Below are 17,815 nucleotides of genomic sequence, written 5' to 3'. Positions count from 1 at the left end.
AACGTGAGGGCTGCAAGAGCGGACCCCTAGCCGCCGTTACCTGAACAACGGACATGTACCCGGAGCAATCAATGCCGCAGCTAACAAAAATCCTGATCGCCAACCGTGGCGAAATCGCCTGCCGCATCCAACGCACCGCCCAAGCCCTGGGCTACCGCACGGTGGCGGTCTACAGCGATGCCGACGCCCAGGCCCTGCACGTACAAATGGCCGACGAAGCCGTGCACATCGGCCCTGCGCCCGTCCAACAGTCATACCTCAACATCGAAGCCATCCTCGACGCTGCCAGGCTCACCGGCGCCGACGCCATCCACCCCGGCTACGGCTTCCTCTCCGAAAACCCCGACTTCGCCCGCGCCTGCCAGCACGCCAACCTCACCTTCATCGGCCCCGGTGTCGAGGCCATCGAACTGATGGGCAGCAAACGACTGTCCAAACTCGCCATGCTCGACGCCGGCGTGCCCTGTATCGCCGGCTACCAGGGCAGCGCCCAGGACGACGCCACCCTGCAACGCGAAGCCGAGCGCATCGGCTACCCGCTGATGATCAAGGCCAGCGCCGGTGGCGGCGGTCGCGGCATGCGCCTGGTGCACCAGCCACAAGACCTGTTGAACAACCTGCAGACTGCCCGCTCGGAAGCCAGGAATGCCTTTGGCAGCGATGAACTGATCCTCGAACAAGCCCTGATCGACCCACGCCACGTCGAGATCCAGCTGTTTGGCGACAGCCACGGCAACCTGATCTACCTTGGCGAACGCGACTGCTCGATCCAGCGCCGCCATCAGAAAGTCATCGAGGAAGCGCCCTGCCCCGTCATGACGCCCGCGCTGCGCCAGGCGATGGGTGAAGCCGCCCTGAAGGCCGGGCGCGCGGTGAACTACGTCGGTGCGGGCACCGTGGAATTCCTGCTCGACCGCCAGGGCCGGTTCTACTTCCTGGAAATGAACACGCGCCTACAAGTGGAACACCCGGTGACCGAGCTGATCACTGGCCTCGACCTGGTGGGCTGGCAGCTGCACATCGCCGCCGGCCAAGCGCTACCGCTGACGCAGGCGGACGTCACCCTGAGCGGCCACGCCATGGAAGTGCGGCTATACGCCGAAGACCCGGCCCAGGGCTTCCTGCCGCAAACCGGCGAGGTGCTGCACTGGGAACCGGCGGCTGGCGTGCGCATCGATCATGGCGTGGTGCAAGGCCAGCGTATCAGCCCGTTCTACGACCCCATGCTGGGCAAGATCATCGCCCATGGCACCACCCGCGAGGAGGCCCGGCGTAAACTGCTGCGAGCCGTGGAAGACACGGTGTTGCTGGGCCTGGAGACCAATCGGCAGCTGTTGGCTGACCTGCTCAAGCACCCGGACTTTATCGCTGGCGATTTCAGCACCGGGTTTATCGCGCAGCACTTCAACGAAATTCCGCCCCAGGCCCCATCAAAAGAACAGCTCGACCTCGCCGCCGCGCTGTTTTACGCACACAGCGCACACCAGCATTCCCAAGCACTCGCGGGGTGGCGCAACACCGCCAGCGCGCCCAGCACCTACCGCCTTGAAGTCAACGGCGCCATCCACAACGTCAGCGCTGAGCACCTGCACCTCACCACCGACGGTCGCTATGCCACGCTGGTACTCAATGGCATCCGCCGCCGCATCGCCTATCACCTCGACGGCAACCGACTGTGGCTACCCGGCCTCACCGTGATCGACCGCACCCAGCACATCGCCAGTCGCCAGGCCGACGCCGGCAGCGGCACGGTCAAGGCGCCGATGGACGGTGCGATTGTCGATGTGCGGGTCAGCGCCGGCGACAGCGTCACCAAAGGCCAACTGCTGTTGGTGCTCGAAGCCATGAAAATGGAGCATCCGCTGACGGCCGGTATCGACGGAGTGATCAAGGGCGTGCAAGTGGTCACCGGTGATCAAGTGCGCAATCGTCAGGTTTTACTGGAGATCGTCTAACCCCTGGGCGGAACTACAAGGCCGGGCTACGCTCTATCCCCAACGGAAAGGAAGAGTACGGGAACCTGCGCGATGCCTCATTGGCTGATTATTGACCTTGAAGCCACAACGGATGAAGGCGGCTGGCCCGTGACGGAGATGGAAGTCATCGAGATCGGCGCGAGCCTGGTCAACCGCCAGGGCCGCGAGCTGGATCATTTCCAGCGCTTTGTGCGGCCACTGCGCCGACCATTGCTGACGCCCTTCTGTCGCCAACTGACACACATCACCCAGGCGAACATCGATGGCGCGGCCCCCATCACTGAGGTGTGGCCGCTGTTCGAACGCTGGCTGGGCCAGCATCAGCCACGCTTGGAGGGTTGGGCCAGCTGGGGCGACTATGATCGCAAGCAGCTGGAGCTGGAGTGGCAACGCCACGGACTGGCCAGCGCACTCGCCCAAACCCCCCATGTGAATCTCAAGCAACGCTTCGCCAAGGCCCGGCGCCTGGACAAGCCGCTGGGGCTCAACGGCGCCTTGCAGTTGGCGGGGCTGCAGTTCCATGGCCAGCAACATCGGGCGCTGGAGGATGCACGCAACACCGCACGCCTGCTGCCGCTGATTCTACCGGTCTAGGCAGCTCTCGAAGGCTTGGGCATACTGGCCGGCCTTTTTCCGTAATCTGCTCTTGCTGCAGGCACCGGCACACCGGCGCCAGCAGGAAGCAGTAAGCCTTAACCCACTTTCCGAGGAATCGCCCATGTTCAAAGTCAACGAGTACTTCGACGGCACCGTCAAGTCGATCGCTTTCGGCACCCCAGAAGGTCCGGCGACCATCGGCGTAATGGCCCCCGGCGAATATGAGTTCGGTACCGCCCAGCGTGAAATCATGCACGTGGTGTCCGGCGCACTGACCGTCAAGCTGCCTGACGCCAGCGAGTGGGAAACCTTCGCCGCTGGGAGCCAGTTCAACGTGCCGGCCAACAGCAAGTTCCAGCTGAAGGTTGCCGTGGACACTGCTTACCTGTGCGAATACCGCGGCTAAGGGTTCCTGGCAAACAAAAAAATGCCCGTCTCGCAGGAGACGGGCATTTTTTATGACCGCGCAAAACTACTCGAGAATCGTCACTGGCATCCCGACTTCCAGGCGACCAATACCATCGTTGACCAGGTTCTGGCCGAAAATCGCGCCATTTTCAGTCTTGCGATAGGACTCCAGCGTCGCGAAAGGTTCGCGGTCGGCGCTGCGTTCGCCGGTCTGCGGGTCGATGGTGGTGAGGATGCAGCGCGAGCACGGCTTGACCACACGGAACTCCACATCGCCGATGCGCAGGCGTTTCCAGCCGTCTTCTGCAAAGGCTTCGCTGCCTTCGATCACCAGGTTGGGACGAAAACGCAGCATTTCCATGGGGCGGCCGATGCGTTGCGAGAGATCGTCCAGTGAGCCCTGGCCGATCACCAGCAGCGGGTAACCGTCGGCAAACGCGACCTGGTCGTCGTCCTTGCCATAACCGGCCTCGGTGGTGCGGGCGCGTTCGAGGGGGATGTGCACCAGGCGCGTCGGCTTGCCGATAAAGTCACTGACCCAGGCGGCAGCTTCTGCGCCCGCGTCCGGCACACGCAAGGTGTCACGCCAGATGGTCACACCGCGCAATAGGGCATCGCTGCCGGGCACGGCCACGTCCAACGACGTGTAGCCCGGCGAACTCAGGGTGAGCCCGCCGCGGGTGTTCCAGAGTGCCGACAGCTGGCTCATCTTTGCCACGGCGCGCTGCGTGAGGAAACGCCCACTGGCCTCGTCCACCAGCATCCAACGTCGATCACCCTCTACCCCAAGTTTATCCAGGCCGACCTGCTGCACTGTCTCGGCCTTGCCGGACTTCAAGGGGTAACGGTACAACGCGCTGAGACGAAGCATGGGCCTGCATTCCTGAGGGGCAAAGCCGTCACCCTAAGGTCAAGCGGGCACTTCGTCCAGCATCAGACGCTGACGCACCACATCCACGAGCTTGTCGGGCTGGAATTTGGACAGGAAGTTGTCGCAGCCGACCTTCTTCACCATCGAGTCGTTGAAACTGCCCGACAGCGAGGTGTGCAGCACCACGTACAGCTTGCGCAGGCGCGGGTCGTTACGGATCTCGGTGGTGAGGCGGTAACCGTCCATCTCGGGCATTTCGGCATCGGTGAAAATCATCAGCAGCTTGTCGGTCATCACCTGGCCGCTGTCAGCCCAGGCCTTGAGCATGTTCAACGCCTTGAGGCCGTCGCTGGCAATGTGCATCTTCACGCCCAGTTGGCCGAGGGTGTCGCGCAGTTGCGACAGGGCCACGTTGGAGTCATCCACCAGCAGCACTTCACGGCCACGGGCGCGCTCCAGCACCGGGTCTTCGAGTTTCTCGCGGGAGACCTTGGCGTTGTACGGCACGATCTCGGCCAGGACTTTTTCCACGTCGATGATTTCCACCAACTGGTCGTCGACCTTGCTGATGGCGGTGAGGTAATGCTGGCGCCCGGCACTGGTCGGTGGGGGCAGAATGGCTTCCCAGTTCATGTTGACGATGCGGTCCACACCGCCCACCAGGAACGCCTGCACCGAGCGGTTGTACTCAGTGACAATAATGGTGCTGTTGGGACCCGGCACCAGCGGGCGCATGCCAATGGCCTGGGACAGGTCGATCACTGGCAGCGTCTGGCCACGCAGGTTGACCACGCCGCACACGAAGGGGTGACGTTGTGGCATCAAGGTCAGCTTGGGCAATTGCAGCACTTCCTGCACCTTGAACACGTTGATCGCGAACAACTGGCGCCCGGCCAGGCGGAACATGAGGATCTCCAGGCGATTCTCACCCACCAATTGCGTGCGTTGATCTACCGTGTCGAGAATGCCGGCCATTAAAAGCTCCTGATGCGCTGAGGAATTGTGCAGTTCACATAAGTTGGGTTATCGGCGGCGAACGCCAGACCTTGACCCGAGTAAAATGCCACGTAAATTCATTGATGTCACACTGACATCATGCTTTACTGCGCTGGCCTCTCCAGACGGTGGTATAGCGACGTTGCGCGACATTCAATTCGACGCAAGGTTCCGCTATGTAAGGGATTCCCCTATGCACAATCAGGCCCAACCTGATATTCGCAATATCTAATAGCCATTAATGTGACGCCATTCTCAATGCATGAATGGAGTCAGGCTTTTGTTTGCCATCCCAAGCCCTCGGCCCACAGGCCTTCCAGACATACAGATGTCGGTAATTGACGGTGTGCAAATGACCCCGCTCATGAGGGCCGCGCACCGCCGTTGCCGTCACTCTAATACACGTCCCACTGAAAACTCAGAAGCGACCTACAGATCCCAGTCATATTTCAGCGCTACTTTTAAGCCATTCACCCGGTGCGACCTCTCATCACCCGACCGTATGTTGTGGAGACTTGCATGATGAACAGCGCAAATGAATGGCAGACCACACTTCCCGAGTTTTTGTTGGAAGCAGAAACCCTACTGGCCAAGTCAGAAGAGTGCTTGAGCCATCTGCACCTGATTCGCGACGACAGCGATGCCATCGACTGCATGAAGTCCAGCCTGGCCAAACTGGCTGAAAAGGCCGACAGCCTGGCGTTGCAGGCGATCAGCGAGTTTTCCCGGCATATCCAATACCTGATCGCCAATGCCGCCAGCCCGATGCAATTGCATGATCAGGCGCTGGATGCCTTGCACGCGTGCCTGACTCTACTGGCGTGGCAACTGGAACTGATCGATACCCGCACAGGCGAACTGGGCATGGATGAAAGTGAGCAGGCGACATTGATTGCAACGGTCACGTTGCAGATTCCGCAAAAGGACTTCAGTTATAAACCGCAGCAGCGGATGCACCACGCGTCTTGAGCAGATATCAGGTCGTATTTAAACCTGAAGTTATCTGAAAACGACATACGCCATTAATCCAATGGAGTTGAATCGCGCAGGCGAAGATATCAATTAGCCACTAACGGTAATAACGATACAAACACACGAAAACAATATAACTCCCCCACTTGATGAACTCTGGGAATACCGCCCGGAGCATTTGCGCGGGTAATAACCCGGCCAGGCACGGCACCAGGCGACCAACGGTAATAGTGGTGGTACTATGCCCCACTCGAAGTGACTCAACTTCATCATGCATAAAAACGATTCGATCACGCATTCCAAACAGAGCCCCGTCAGCCGCCGTGACCGGTCTTTCCGCAGTGAACCTTCATTGGCTCCATCCGCTATGTACGCCAACCTCAAGACACTCATCGCAAGGTCCGCGTCCCGCAGCAATGCACGCCGATTAGTCCTCGCCTTGTGCCTTGGCTCACTGCTGCTGAGCCTGTGGGCCTACACCCGGGCCGCGCCATTGCCGTTGCTGGTGATTGTGCTCAACCTGGCCACCCTGGTGGTGGTGGGCCTGCAACAATGGCGTTCACGCAAGTCCATCAAGTTCCAGCCTCAGGAACTGGCCGACCGTTTGCTGCAGGTCCAGGAGAACGAACGCCACCGCCTCAGCCGTGAACTGCACGACGATATCGGCCAACTGCTCACCGCCGCCAAGCTGCAAAGCGAATGGCTCAAGCGTCGCCTGCCCGACGACCTGCAAAGCCAGTGCACGGTGTTGTGCAACACCCTGGATGAAACCCTGGCCAAGGTGCGCGACGTGTCCGCCATCCTCAATCCTCGCCAGTTGGCCAGCCTGGGCCTGGAAGCCAGCCTGCGCGCGCATCTGCTCAAGACCCTGGAAAACACCCCGATTCACTGGAGCCTGGAATGCCAGCAACGGCTCACCGGTATCCCGGAAGAAATGGCCGTGGCAGCCTTTCGCATCACCCAGGAAGCGGTGACCAACATGCTGCGCCACGCCCAGGCGCGCAATCTGCTGGTGCGCCTGCAACGCCTGCCCGAAGGCCTGTCGCTGAGTATCTGCGATGACGGCCAGGGCTTTTCGCCCGCCATCAACCCAGGCCTGGAAGGCCAACGGGGCATGGCCGGCATGTCCGAGCGGATTGATCAGCTTGGCGGTTCGTTATCCGTCAGTAGCCAGCCAGGCAAAGGGACACGGATCGACGCGCTTTTCCCCTGGGCGCCACGCGCCCTCGAACGGGCCAGTTCCCCTAAGGTTCTCGAGTGACCTGCAAATTACTCCTGGTGGATGACCATGCACTGATCCGGGCCGGCGTACGCGCGCTGGTCCAGGACATTCCCGGCTATACCGTGATTGGCGAAGCCAGCGATGGCGCACAGTTGCTGGAGCAGTTCAGCGCCCTGTTGCCGGATATCGTGCTGCTGGACCTGTCGATGAAGCACACCGGCGGCCTGGACGCCCTGCAGCAACTCAAGCGTGCCTACCCCAAGAGCAAAGTGCTGATCCTGTCGATGCACACCGACCCGGAACTGATCATGTGCGCCCTGGAGTCCGGCGCCCATGGCTACCTGCTCAAGGACACCACCGCCAACGAGCTGGAACACGCACTGCTGGCCTTGCGCAACAACGAACGCTACCTGAGCCCGGCGATTGCCCACACTGTCATCAACCAGGCGCTGGTGCGCAGCCAGGGCCCAACCACGCCTGCCGGCCATAGCCACAACCTCACGGCGCGGCAGCTGGAGATCCTGCGCCTGATCGTGCGTGGCAAGTCCACCCGGGAAATCGCCCACGGCCTGGGCCTGAGCATCAAGACCGTGGAAGCCCACCGCTCGCAGATCATGAAACGCCTGCAGATTTTCGACGTGGCCGGCCTGGTGCTATTCGCGGTGCGCGAGCAGATCATCAGCCTGGACGACTAACGGCGAATGCACCGGCAGGTGCACGCGCAAGGCCTTGGGCAAGGCCTCGAAATGCAGGTCATCGCCCTCTAGCGGCTCGCCATCGAGGTTGATGTACAGGCCCTGCGCAACCTTGATATTCACCCACGGCAACCGCGCCCGCACGAACATAGTGTCCAGGCCCCAGCCGTTGTTCATCAGCTCACGCAAGGTGCCGACCACTTCCTGGGGCGCCGGCAGGATGCTGACGTCCAGCAGGCCATCATCGGCCATGGCGCCTGGGCATAGCTCATGCCCACCGCCCGCCTGGCGACCATTGCCGATCCCCAGGGCAAGCAACTCGCCTTTCCAATGAAAATCGGGGCCATCCAGCTCGGCGTAGGCAGCCTTCAACTCGCTGAACCGCGTCAAGCCCGTGAAGAGGTAGGCCGCACCGCCGAGGACCTTCTTCAAGTCCTCGGAGGTGTTGGCGGTGACCTGGCTGCCGAATCCGCCGGTTGCCATGTTGAGGAAGATCTGCCCGCCGACTTGGCCGAGGTCGATGGCCCTTGGCGGCACATCCAGCAGCGCCAGGGCCTGGTCAGGCTCCAGCGGGACGCCAGCGGCCTTGGCGAAATCGTTCGCGGTGCCCAGGGGCATCAGCACCAGGCCGGCGTCGGTCTTGGCCTGGGCCATGGCTTCGGCGACGTCGCGCAGAGTGCCGTCGCCGCCACCGGCGATGATGTGGGTGTAGCCGTCAGCCAGGGCTTGCGTGACGATGCGCTCGGCGTCGCCGCCCTCCCACGTGACCCGCACCGCCAATTCCCCGCCTTGCTCACGCCGGGCCTGCACGGCTGCGCGCACGTCCTCGTTAAGGGCTTGCTTGCCGTGGAGGATTAACAGGGCTTTGGGGGTGATCATTGCGGGAATCTCCTGATTCAAGGGTGCTTGGAGGATGTGGACCTTGGCCGGGGAGAAAAAAGCCATTGGATGGGAAAAAAATTGGATGATTGAGTGCATATCCGTTTTTTGGGTAACGGCTGGTATTGGTTCCGCCCTTACGGCGGGTCACTTTTGAAAAGAGCCCAAAAGTAACCAAAAGGCTCTTGCCCCAACACTCGGTACCTCGCCTAGGCTCGGTATGCCCGTAATCCGACAGGTATTTGGGGGGCCGCCGCCACGCGCCATTCATGGCGCGGGGCGGCTAAACCGGCATCCCTGCCGGTTTACCCCCCAAATCCCTGTCGAATTCCGGCCAGCGTGTTTGACGGGGCGCCTAAGATCAAAATCAAAAGCAAAAGCACAGCGGCCTGACAGCCGGCTTGAGTGGTGTGAAGCAAAGGCAAAGGCAAACGTGGTTCATTGTAGGAGCCGGCTTGCCAGCGATGGTCGTTAACGATGACGTGGGGTGTCTGGATGAACGCGGCGGTCTCACGTTTTTCGCCGGCAAGCCGGCTCCTACAAGACCGCGTATCCACGATGCGAAGCGAGTCGCTCTTGATCTTGATCTGAGGCGCCCCGTTAAACACGCTGGCCAAAGCCGGAGTGAGGGCACACCGAGCCTAGGCGAGGTGCCGAGTGTTGGGGCGAAGGCCTTTTGCTTACTTTTGGGCCTTTCCAAAAGTGAGCCGCCGTAAGGGCGGAACCCTAAGTGGCCGTTACCGCAGCAACGGATATGTACTCAAAACCCAATCAACTCTTATGCAACTTACTCATCAACTGCGCCTCAGCCTGAGTCAACCCACACGACTGGGTAAGCTCATCCACCGTAGCCCCCATCCCCACCAACTTCGCAGCCTGCGCAAACGAAAGGCTGGAAGGATCGCGCTGCTCAATCTGCGCCAGCTTGTCGGGCAACGGCGCAAGAATGGCGCGCAGTTCATGCACCTCATCCCCCACCCTCACCGCGCTCTGCTGGTAATGATCAACCCGCTTGACCAACTCAAGAATGCGCCGATCACGCACAGCATCACGCTCGGCCTGCTGCAAGAACAATTCGCGCTGCTGGCGCACATAGCGCAGCAGGAATGCCAAGGTCCCGGCCCACAACAGGGCCAGGACAATTACCGCGGCCTCGAGGAACAATCAGATGCTCTCCAGTTCCGACCACTCTTCTTCGCTCATCATCTTGTCCAGCTCAACCAAAATCAGCAGCTCGCCGTTCTTGTTGCACACGCCCTGGATGAACTTGGCGGATTCTTCGTTGCCCACGTTCGGCGCGGTTTCCACTTCCGATTGGCGCAGATAGACCACTTCCGCCACGCTGTCGACCATGATCCCGACCACTTGCTTGTCGGCTTCGATGATGACGATACGCGTGTTGTCGTTCACTTCAGTCGGTACCAGGCCGAAACGCTGGCGGGTGTCGATCACCGTGACCACGTTGCCGCGCAGGTTGATGATGCCCAGCACGTAGCTTGGCGCACCCGGAACCGGAGCGATCTCGGTGTAGCGCAGTACTTCCTGCACGCGCATCACGTTGATGCCATAGGACTCGTTGTCCAGTTTGAAGGTAACCCATTGCAGGATCGGATCATCCAAACCTTGTGCGGACGCTGACTTATTCATACCCCTGACCCCTTCAAGTGCCGTTTTACACGGCGTGTGTGCTTCGCTGACCGCATTCGCATGCGGCCCTTATTGTTCAATCAACTGCGTTTGTTCTGTGGCATCGCCTTGACCGCGCCACTGGCAATCAACTCCGCCAGTTCGGCGACGTCAAGCAACGCGCACATGTGTTCGATCACGGTGCCTGCGAGCCAAGGCCGTTGGCCCCGGTGGCTGCGCCATTTGATTTCGTTCGGGTCCAGGCGCAACGAGCGGCTGACCTGATGCACCGCCAGCCCCCATTCGTAGCCCTGCACCGAGATCACGTATTGCAAGCCCTGGCGGAAGTCGTCACGGTAGCGGTCGGGCATGACCCAACGCGCGGTATCGAGCACCTTGAGGTTGCCGGCCTGGCTGGGCAGGATGCCAAGGAACCATTCCGGCTGCCCGAACAGCGGCGTCAACTCCTGGCCTTCCAGGGAATAGATCGACCCCAGGCACACCAACGGCACTGCCAGCGTCAACCCGGCGACGTCGAACAGCAGGCATTCGAACGGTTCGGCAGCCCAGCTGGGGCGGTCATCGCCAGTGACGGGAGGCGGCGTAATGCTCGGTGGCAGGTGCACTTCCACCACCGGCTCGACCACCACAGGCGCCACCACCACCGGCGCAATCGGAACGACGACAGCCGCAACCGGCGCAACCTGTGCGTCGCGCGCCTGCTCTTCCAATACAGCCAGCTGGAATTCGTCCAGCGTGCTTTCTGGTTCTACAGCAGGCTCCAGCACCAGGATCGGTTCCTGCAGTTCTTCCGCCGTCGCATCCTGCAGCAAGGCATCCAGGTAGGATTCCAGTGCCAGTTGCGGCCGGGTCTTGAGCTCTACGGGACGGTTCATCACGCCACCTGCGCCACAAGCTGCTGGGACAGCAGGTGCTTGAGCAACGCGCGGTAGGCCAGTACGCCACGACTTTTCGAGTCGAACTGCGACGGCGCCAGGCCGGCACGGCTGGCGTCACGCAGGCGCGTGTCCACCGGGATGTAGCCGTTCCAGATAGTGTCCGGGTAGGCATCGCGCAACACGCGCAAAGTGCCGAGGGACGCCTGGGTCCGGCGATCGAACAGGGTCGGCACGATGCTGAACGGCAGCGCCTGTTTGCGCGAACGGTTGATCATCGCCAGGGTGCTGACCATGCGCTCCAGGCCTTTGACCGCCAGGTGTTCGGTCTGCACCGGGATGACCAACTGCTGGCTGGCCGCCAAGGCGTTGACCATCAACACGCCCAGCAACGGCGGGCTGTCGATGATCGCGTAGTCGAAGTCCTGCCACAGTTGCGCCAGCGTCTTGGCGATCACCAGGCCCAGGCCGCTCTGCCCAGGCGACTGACGCTCAAGGGTGGCCAGGGCGGTGCTGGAAGGCAGCAGGGAAATGCTTTCGTTACTGGTGGGCAGCAGCAATTGCCCAGGCAAATCGGCGGGCACGCTGCCCTTGTGCAGGAACAGGTCGTAGTTACTGTGTTCCAGGGCATCCGGGTCGTAGCCGAAATAGCTGGTCATGGAGCCGTGAGGGTCCAGGTCCACCACGACCACACGCTTGCCCGCCTCGGCCAGCAATCCGGCTAAGGCGATGGAGGTAGTGGTCTTGCCGACCCCACCTTTTTGATTGGCAACTGCCCAGACTCTCATTCGGTTGGTTCCTCCCGGCAGGCACAGGCGCGACCGAGACATTGCATAGGGTTATTGAGCCGGCGACGGAGAATTGACGGCACTCTGACGAACCGGCGGCTTTACAGGGGCCGGTGCAGTTTGTGTGCCAGCCCGCTTCAAGGCCGCATCCGGTGTTGCATTGGCGGTACCGGTGCCGGTCAGGCTGCGACGCACATCCAGGTTGCGCGACACCACCAGTACCACTCGACGGTTACGTGCGCGCCCCTCAACCGTGGCGTTATTGGCCACCGGCTGGAACTCGCCATACCCCACCGACGCCAGGCGCCCTGGGTTCACGCCCTGCATCGCGAGCATGCGCACGATGCTCGCGGCACGCGCCGAGGACAGCTCCCAGTTAGTCGGGTACTGCGCGGTGCTGATCGGGAAATTGTCGGTAAACCCTTCAACGTGGATCGGGTTCTCGAATGGCCGCAGGATCGCCGCCACCTTATCAATGATGGTGAACGCCTGGTCACTGGGCATCGCATCGGCACTGGCAAACAGCAGGCTGGAGTTGAGTTCGATCTCCACCCACAGTTCGTTGCCACGCACGGTCATCTGGTTGGAGCTGATCAAATCGCCAAACGCGGCACTGATGTCATCGGCGATGCTCTTCAGCGGATCGCTGGTGCCGCCCACGCCGGCAGCGGTTTCATCGCTGTCGTTGACCAGCGGCTTGGCCGGCGTCACGGTCTTGGGCCGCTCTTCGCCGATGGGGATCGGCTTGAGGGCGCGGTCGGCGTCGTTGAACACCCCGATCAACGCCTGGGAAATGACTTTGTACTTGCCTTCGTTGATCGACGAGATGGAGTACATCACCACGAAAAACGCGAACAGCAGCGTAATGAAGTCGGCGTAGGACACTAGCCAGCGTTCATGGTTGACGTGTTCTTCAGGTTCGCGACGGCGACGGCTCACAACACATACCTCCCATCAATCCATGAAGCCCTGGAGCTTCAATTCGATGGAGCGCGGGTTCTCGCCCTCGGCGATCGAGAGGATACCTTCGAGCAACATTTCGCGATAACGCGACTGGCGCATGGCGATCGACTTGAGCTTGCTCGCCACCGGCAGCAACACCAGGTTGGCGCTGGCCACACCATAGATGGTGGCGACAAACGCCACGGCGATCCCGCTGCCCAATTGGGACGGGTCGGCCAGGTTGCCCATCACGTGGATCAGGCCCATCACCGCACCGATAATGCCGATGGTCGGCGCGTAGCCGCCCATGCTTTCAAAGACTTTGGCGGCATTGATGTCACGGCTTTCCTGGGTGTAGAAGTCCACCTCGAGGATGCTGCGGATCGCTTCCGGTTCGGCACCGTCCACCAGCAACTGCAGGCCTTTGCGTGCGTAGCTGTCGGGTTCGGCATCGGCTACGCCTTCCAGGCCCAGCAGGCCTTCCTTGCGGGCGGTGAGGCTCCAGTTGACCACGCGATCGATGCCGCCGGGCAGGTCCACGCGTGGCGGGAAAATGATCCACACCAGGATCTGCATGGCGCGCTTGAACGAGCTCAAGGGTGACTGCAGCAATGCCGCCCCCACCGTGCCGCCGATCACGATCAGCGCCGCCGGGCCATTGGCCAACGCGCCGAGGTGACCGCCTTCGAGGTAGTTGCCACCAATGATCGCGACAAACGCCATGATGATACCGATCAGGCTCAAGACATCCATCAGAGGCAGGCCTCCACCAGATGCTTGCCAATGTCGTCCAGGCTGTAGACGGCGTCGGCCAGGTCCGCCTTGACGATGGCCATGGGCATGCCATAGATCACGCAGCTGGCTTCATCCTGGGCCCAGATGGCGCTGCCGCCCTGCTTGAGCAGACGCGCGCCTTCGCGGCCGTCGGCGCCCATGCCGGTGAGCACCACCGCCAGAACTTTGTCACCGTAGGACTTGGCCGCCGAACCGAAGGTGATGTCCACGCACGGCTTGTAGTTCAGGCGCTCATCGCCCGGCAGGATTTTGATCGCGCCACGCCCGTCGACCATCATTTGCTTGCCACCTGGGGCCAGCAACGCCAAGCCAGGGCGCAGGATGTCGCCATCCTCGGCTTCCTTGACGCTGATGCGGCACAGCTTGTCCAGGCGCTCGGCGAAAGCCTTGGTGAACGCAGCGGGCATGTGCTGGATCAACACGATGGGCGCCGGGAAGTTGGCCGGCAATTGGGTCAATACGCGCTGCAGGGCAACCGGGCCGCCAGTGGACGTACCGATCGCCACCAGCTTGTAGGCCTTGCGCTTGGGCGCGGGTGAATGAGCCGCCGCAGGCGCAGCGGCACGCACGGGCGCAGGCGACACGGGGCGGGCAACCGGTGCCGGCGCAGGACGCCCGAACGAGGTTGTCGGTGCCGCGGCGGGAGCGGGAGCAGGTGCTTGCGACGGCGCCGGCGTGCTGAACAGGCTGCGACGGTTGCTGCGCGAAATGCTGTGCACCTTCTCGCACAGCATCTGCTTGACCTTCTCGGGGTTGCGCGAGATGTCTTCGAAATTTTTCGGCAGGAAGTCCACCGCGCCGGCGTCCAACGCATCCAGGGTGACCCGGGCGCCTTCGTGGGTCAGCGAGGAGAACATCAACACCGGGGTCGGGCAGCGTTGCATGATGTGTCGAACTGCCGTGATGCCATCCATCATCGGCATCTCGTAGTCCATGGTGATCACGTCCGGTTTCAACGCAATGGCTTGATCAATCGCCTCTTTGCCGTTGGTGGCCGTGCCGACCACCTGGATCGTTGGATCGGCGGAAAGAATTTCCGAGACGCGGCGGCGGAAGAAACCCGAATCGTCCACCACCAGGACCTTGACTGCCATAAACACTCCGTTAGGCGGGGCGGGCAATACCGCCCTGCCCCACCAGAATCAAATACGCCGAGCGGCGTAACGCTTGAGCATGCTCGGAACATCGAGAATCAGCGCGATCCGACCGTCACCGGTGATGGTCGCACCCGACATGCCCGGGGTTCCCTGCAGCATTTTGCCCAAAGGCTTGATGACCACTTCTTCCTGGCCAACCAGTTGATCGACCACAAAGCCGATACGCTGGGTGCCCACGGAGAGAATCACTACATGGCCTTCGCGCTGCTCTTCATGCTTGGCCGATGCCACCAGCCAGCGCTTGAGGTAGAACAGTGGCAACGCCTTGTCGCGCACGATCACGACTTCCTGGCCGTCCACCACGTTGGTGCGGGACAGGTCGAGGTGGAAGATCTCGTTGACGTTGACCAGCGGGAAGGCGAAGGCCTGGTTACCCAGCATCACCATCAAGGTCGGCATGATCGCCAGGGTCAACGGCACCTTGATGACGATCTTGGAGCCTTGGCCCTTGGTCGAGTAAATGTTGATCGAGCCGTTGAGCTGGCTGATCTTGGTCTTCACCACGTCCATGCCGACGCCACGGCCGGACACGTCGGAAATCTCGGTCTTGGTGGAGAAACCCGGGGCGAAGATCAGGTTGTAGCACTCGGTGTCGGTCAGGCGATCGGCGGCGTCCTTGTCCATCACGCCACGCTTGACGGCGATATTGCGCAGAATGGTCGGGTCCATGCCCTTGCCGTCATCGGTGATCGACAGCAGGATATGGTCGCCTTCTTGCTCGGCTGCCAGGATGACCTTGCCGTTGCGCGACTTGCCCGACGCCTCGCGTTCTTCCGGGGTTTCCACGCCGTGGTCGACGGCGTTGCGCACCAAGTGGACCAGCGGGTCGGCCAGGGCCTCGACAAGGTTTTTGTCGAGGTCGGTTTCTTCACCCACCAGCTCCAGGTTGATCTCTTTCTTCAGCTGACGCGCCAGGTCACGAACCAGGCGTGGGAAGCGGCCGAAGACTTTCTTGATCGGCTGCATCCGCGTTTTCATCACGGCGGTCTGCAGGTCGGCGGTCACCACGTCGAGGTTCGACACGGCCTTTTGCATGGCTTCATCGCCGCTGCTCAAGCCCAGGCGCACCAAGCGGTTACGCACCAGTACCAGTTCGCCGACCATGTTCATGATGTCGTCCAGGCGCGCGGTATCAACGCGCACGGTGGTTTCGGCTTCACTGGCAGGTTTCTCGGCCACCGGCGCGGCGGCAGCACGCGCCGGCGCCGGGGCGGCGGCTGGAGTCGGTGCAGGTTTGGCCGCCGGAGCGGGTGCCGGCGCCGCGGCTTTGGCGGCAACCGGTGCAGCGGTCGCCACCGCAGCGGCCGGCGCCACTTCACTGAACTTGCCCTTGCCGTGCAATTCGTCCAGCAGGGATTCGAACTCCTGATCGGAGATCAAGCCATCGCCAGCAGGTGCGGCACTGGCGGCAGGCGCTGCGACGGTGGCGGCGACTGCCGGCAAGGCGTCGGCCGCAAAGGTGCCCTTGCCGTGCAGTTGGTCGAGCAACGCTTCGAATTCATCGTCGGTGATATCGGTGCTGGCACTGCCACTGGCGGCAGGCGCCTCAGGCGCAGCGACCGGTGCCACGGCGTCAGCCGCGAACTGGCCTTTGCCATGCAACTGGTCAAGCAGGGACTCGAACTCGGCGTCGGTAATGTCTTCGCTGGTCGGTGCGGCAACAGGCGCAGCGGGTGCTTCAGCCTCGGCCTTCACCGCACTGAGCGAGTTGAGCAGTTGTTCGAACTCGCTGTCCGTCACATCCGCTTCGGGCTCTGCCACCGGTTCCGGCGCAGCTTCAGCCACCGGCGCAGCCGATAAGTCGGCAGGCTCTGCGTAGCGCGCCAGGGCGGCTAGCAGCTCCGGCGTGGCCGCGGTGATCGGGGCACGTTCGCGGACTTCGCCGAACATGCCGTTGACCGCGTCCAGTGCTTCGAGAATCACGTCCATCAACTCCGAGTCAACGTGCCGCTCACCCTTGCGCAGGATGTCGAACACGTTCTCGGCGATGTGGCAGCACTCCACCAGCTCATGGAGCTGGAGGAAGCCGGCGCCCCCTTTTACAGTGTGAAAACCGCGAAAAATTGCATTGAGCAGGTTCGCATCATCCGGGCGGCTTTCCAGCTCGACCAGTTGTTCGGACAGTTGCTCTAAAATTTCGCCGGCCTCTACAAGGAAATCCTGAAGGATTTCTTCATCGGCGCCGAAGCTCATGTGGGTGCTCCTTAGAAGCCTAAACTGGATAACAGGTCATCTACGTCATCCTGACCTGACACAACGTCTTCACGTTTATCGGCATGAATCTGCGGACCTTCACCCTTGGCGAGATGTTTTTGTGGATCTTTTTCCGAGAGGATCGCTTCGCGGTCATGTTCAATGCCGGCAAAACGGTCAACCTGGCCTGCCATAAGCACCAATTTGAGCAAGTTGCTTTCCACTTCGGTGACCAACTGGGTCACACGCTTGATCACCTGACCGGTGAGGTCCTGGTAATCCTGGGCGAGCAGAATGTCGTTGAGGTTGCTGGAAACCGTGCGGTTTTCCTGCTCACTGCGTGACAAGAACCCTTCGACCCGGCGCGCCAGCTCACGAAACTCTTCAGCCCCCACTTCACGGCGCATGAAACGGCCCCAGTCAACGCTGAGGGCCTGGGCTTCAGTGGCCATGCCATTGACCAGAGGCGTGGCATTTTCCACCAGGTCCATGGTGCGGTTGGCCGCCGCCTCAGTCAGCCTGACCACATAGGACAGGCGTTCGGTGGCATCCGTGATCTGGGAAATTTCTTCGGCCTGGGGCATGTGCGGGTCAATCTGGAAATTGACGATTGCACTGTGCAGCTCGCGCGTGAGCTTGCCCACTTCCTGGTACAGGCCGCGGTCACGGGTCTGGTTGAGCTCATGGATTAACTGCACCGCGTCGCCGAACTGGCCTCTTTCAAGGCTTTCGACCAATTGGTGAGCATGCTTTTTCAGGGTCGACTCGAAGTCTCCCTGTGACGTTTCTTTATGCTCCATAG

At 61.5% G+C, this 17,815-nt stretch carries 18 protein-coding genes; 6 read left to right on the top strand and 12 right to left on the bottom strand.

From position 1 onward, the window contains the following. Window positions 1–71 precede the first annotated feature (71 nt). From CQ002_RS11380 to CQ002_RS11370, 3 genes are all read left to right on the top strand, one after another. Window positions 72–1,955, top strand: coding sequence for an acetyl/propionyl/methylcrotonyl-CoA carboxylase subunit alpha (locus tag CQ002_RS11380; protein ID WP_105162640.1), 1,884 nt, complete (start codon window positions 72–74; stop codon window positions 1,953–1,955). A 72-nt stretch (window positions 1,956–2,027) separates the two neighbouring features. Then, window positions 2,028–2,570, top strand: a complete 543-nt coding sequence (locus CQ002_RS11375) for an exonuclease domain-containing protein (protein ID WP_034107896.1) — start codon at window positions 2,028–2,030, stop codon at window positions 2,568–2,570. Between the two features lie 124 nt (window positions 2,571–2,694). Further along, window positions 2,695–2,979: a pyrimidine/purine nucleoside phosphorylase gene (locus CQ002_RS11370; RefSeq protein WP_034107898.1), complete on the top strand. Its 285-nt coding sequence runs from the start codon at window positions 2,695–2,697 to the stop codon at window positions 2,977–2,979. Between the two features lie 66 nt (window positions 2,980–3,045). On the opposite strand, the gene CQ002_RS11365 is transcribed toward CQ002_RS11370, so the two are convergent. Both CQ002_RS11365 and CQ002_RS11360 read right to left on the bottom strand, forming a co-directional pair. Next, window positions 3,046–3,852 carry an MOSC domain-containing protein gene (locus tag CQ002_RS11365; RefSeq protein WP_105162641.1) on the bottom strand — a complete coding sequence of 269 codons (807 nt, stop codon included), beginning with the start codon at window positions 3,850–3,852 and terminating at the stop codon, window positions 3,046–3,048. A gap of 39 nt (window positions 3,853–3,891) precedes the next feature. Beyond that, window positions 3,892–4,827 (bottom strand): chemotaxis protein CheV, encoded by a 936-nt coding sequence (locus CQ002_RS11360; RefSeq protein ID WP_034107902.1) that lies wholly within the window; start codon window positions 4,825–4,827, stop codon window positions 3,892–3,894. A gap of 540 nt (window positions 4,828–5,367) precedes the next feature. Between CQ002_RS11360 and CQ002_RS11355 the strand changes: the two genes are divergently transcribed. The 3 genes from CQ002_RS11355 (at window position 5,368) to CQ002_RS11345 (ending at window position 7,737) form a co-directional block, all read left to right on the top strand. Next, a complete protein-coding gene (locus CQ002_RS11355) occupies window positions 5,368–5,817 on the top strand; it encodes a hypothetical protein (RefSeq protein ID WP_177431165.1) in 450 nt (149 codons plus the stop codon). A gap of 370 nt (window positions 5,818–6,187) precedes the next feature. Next, window positions 6,188–7,081, top strand: a complete 894-nt coding sequence (locus tag CQ002_RS11350) for a sensor histidine kinase (RefSeq protein ID WP_034107905.1) — start codon at window positions 6,188–6,190, stop codon at window positions 7,079–7,081. Next, on the top strand, window positions 7,078–7,737 hold the full coding sequence (locus tag CQ002_RS11345; RefSeq protein ID WP_034107907.1) for a response regulator transcription factor: 660 nt from the start codon (window positions 7,078–7,080) through the stop codon (window positions 7,735–7,737). Before CQ002_RS11350 ends, CQ002_RS11345 begins: the two co-directional genes overlap by 4 nt. Here the strand turns inward: CQ002_RS11345 and yegS are convergent. From yegS to CQ002_RS11290, 10 genes are all read right to left on the bottom strand, one after another. Beyond that, complete coding sequence (gene yegS / locus CQ002_RS11340) at window positions 7,696–8,616, bottom strand: lipid kinase YegS (RefSeq protein WP_105162642.1); 921 nt, start codon at window positions 8,614–8,616, stop codon at window positions 7,696–7,698. The genes CQ002_RS11345 and yegS overlap by 42 nt on opposite strands. 771 nt (window positions 8,617–9,387) lie before the next feature. Next, a complete protein-coding gene (locus CQ002_RS11330) occupies window positions 9,388–9,780 on the bottom strand; it encodes a DUF2802 domain-containing protein (RefSeq protein WP_034107911.1) in 393 nt (130 codons plus the stop codon). Continuing rightward, the gene (locus CQ002_RS11325) at window positions 9,781–10,263 is read right to left on the bottom strand and encodes a chemotaxis protein CheW (RefSeq protein WP_010564003.1); all 483 of its coding nucleotides are present in this window, start codon (window positions 10,261–10,263) and stop codon (window positions 9,781–9,783) included. It abuts the gene before it with no gap. A gap of 80 nt (window positions 10,264–10,343) precedes the next feature. Beyond that, entirely contained in the window at window positions 10,344–11,138 is a 795-nt protein-coding gene (locus CQ002_RS11320) for a CheW domain-containing protein (protein WP_105162644.1), read from the bottom strand. After that, on the bottom strand, window positions 11,138–11,926 hold the full coding sequence (locus tag CQ002_RS11315; RefSeq protein WP_010208781.1) for a ParA family protein: 789 nt from the start codon (window positions 11,924–11,926) through the stop codon (window positions 11,138–11,140). Before CQ002_RS11315 ends, CQ002_RS11320 begins: the two co-directional genes overlap by 1 nt. Before the next feature lie 51 nt (window positions 11,927–11,977). Next, window positions 11,978–12,865 carry a flagellar motor protein MotD gene (gene motD, locus CQ002_RS11310; RefSeq protein WP_034107915.1) on the bottom strand — a complete coding sequence of 296 codons (888 nt, stop codon included), beginning with the start codon at window positions 12,863–12,865 and terminating at the stop codon, window positions 11,978–11,980. Between the two features lie 15 nt (window positions 12,866–12,880). Further along, window positions 12,881–13,621, bottom strand: a complete 741-nt coding sequence (locus CQ002_RS11305; RefSeq protein ID WP_010208778.1) for a flagellar motor protein — start codon at window positions 13,619–13,621, stop codon at window positions 12,881–12,883. Then, a complete protein-coding gene (locus CQ002_RS11300) occupies window positions 13,621–14,757 on the bottom strand; it encodes a chemotaxis response regulator protein-glutamate methylesterase (RefSeq protein ID WP_034107917.1) in 1,137 nt (378 codons plus the stop codon). Before CQ002_RS11300 ends, CQ002_RS11305 begins: the two co-directional genes overlap by 1 nt. Before the next feature lie 48 nt (window positions 14,758–14,805). Next, window positions 14,806–17,013, bottom strand: coding sequence for a chemotaxis protein CheA (locus CQ002_RS11295; RefSeq protein ID WP_105162645.1), 2,208 nt, complete (start codon window positions 17,011–17,013; stop codon window positions 14,806–14,808). Between the two features lie 11 nt (window positions 17,014–17,024). After that, window positions 17,025–17,813 (bottom strand): protein phosphatase CheZ, encoded by a 789-nt coding sequence (locus CQ002_RS11290; RefSeq protein WP_034107921.1) that lies wholly within the window; start codon window positions 17,811–17,813, stop codon window positions 17,025–17,027. Window positions 17,814–17,815: the final 2 nt, after the last annotated feature.

Source organism: Pseudomonas sp. MYb13, assembly GCF_002980075.1.
GTDB classification, from domain to species: domain Bacteria; phylum Pseudomonadota; class Gammaproteobacteria; order Pseudomonadales; family Pseudomonadaceae; genus Aquipseudomonas; species Aquipseudomonas lurida.
Note: the sequence above shows the minus strand (reverse complement) of the source record. Positions and strands in the feature narration are given on the sequence as shown.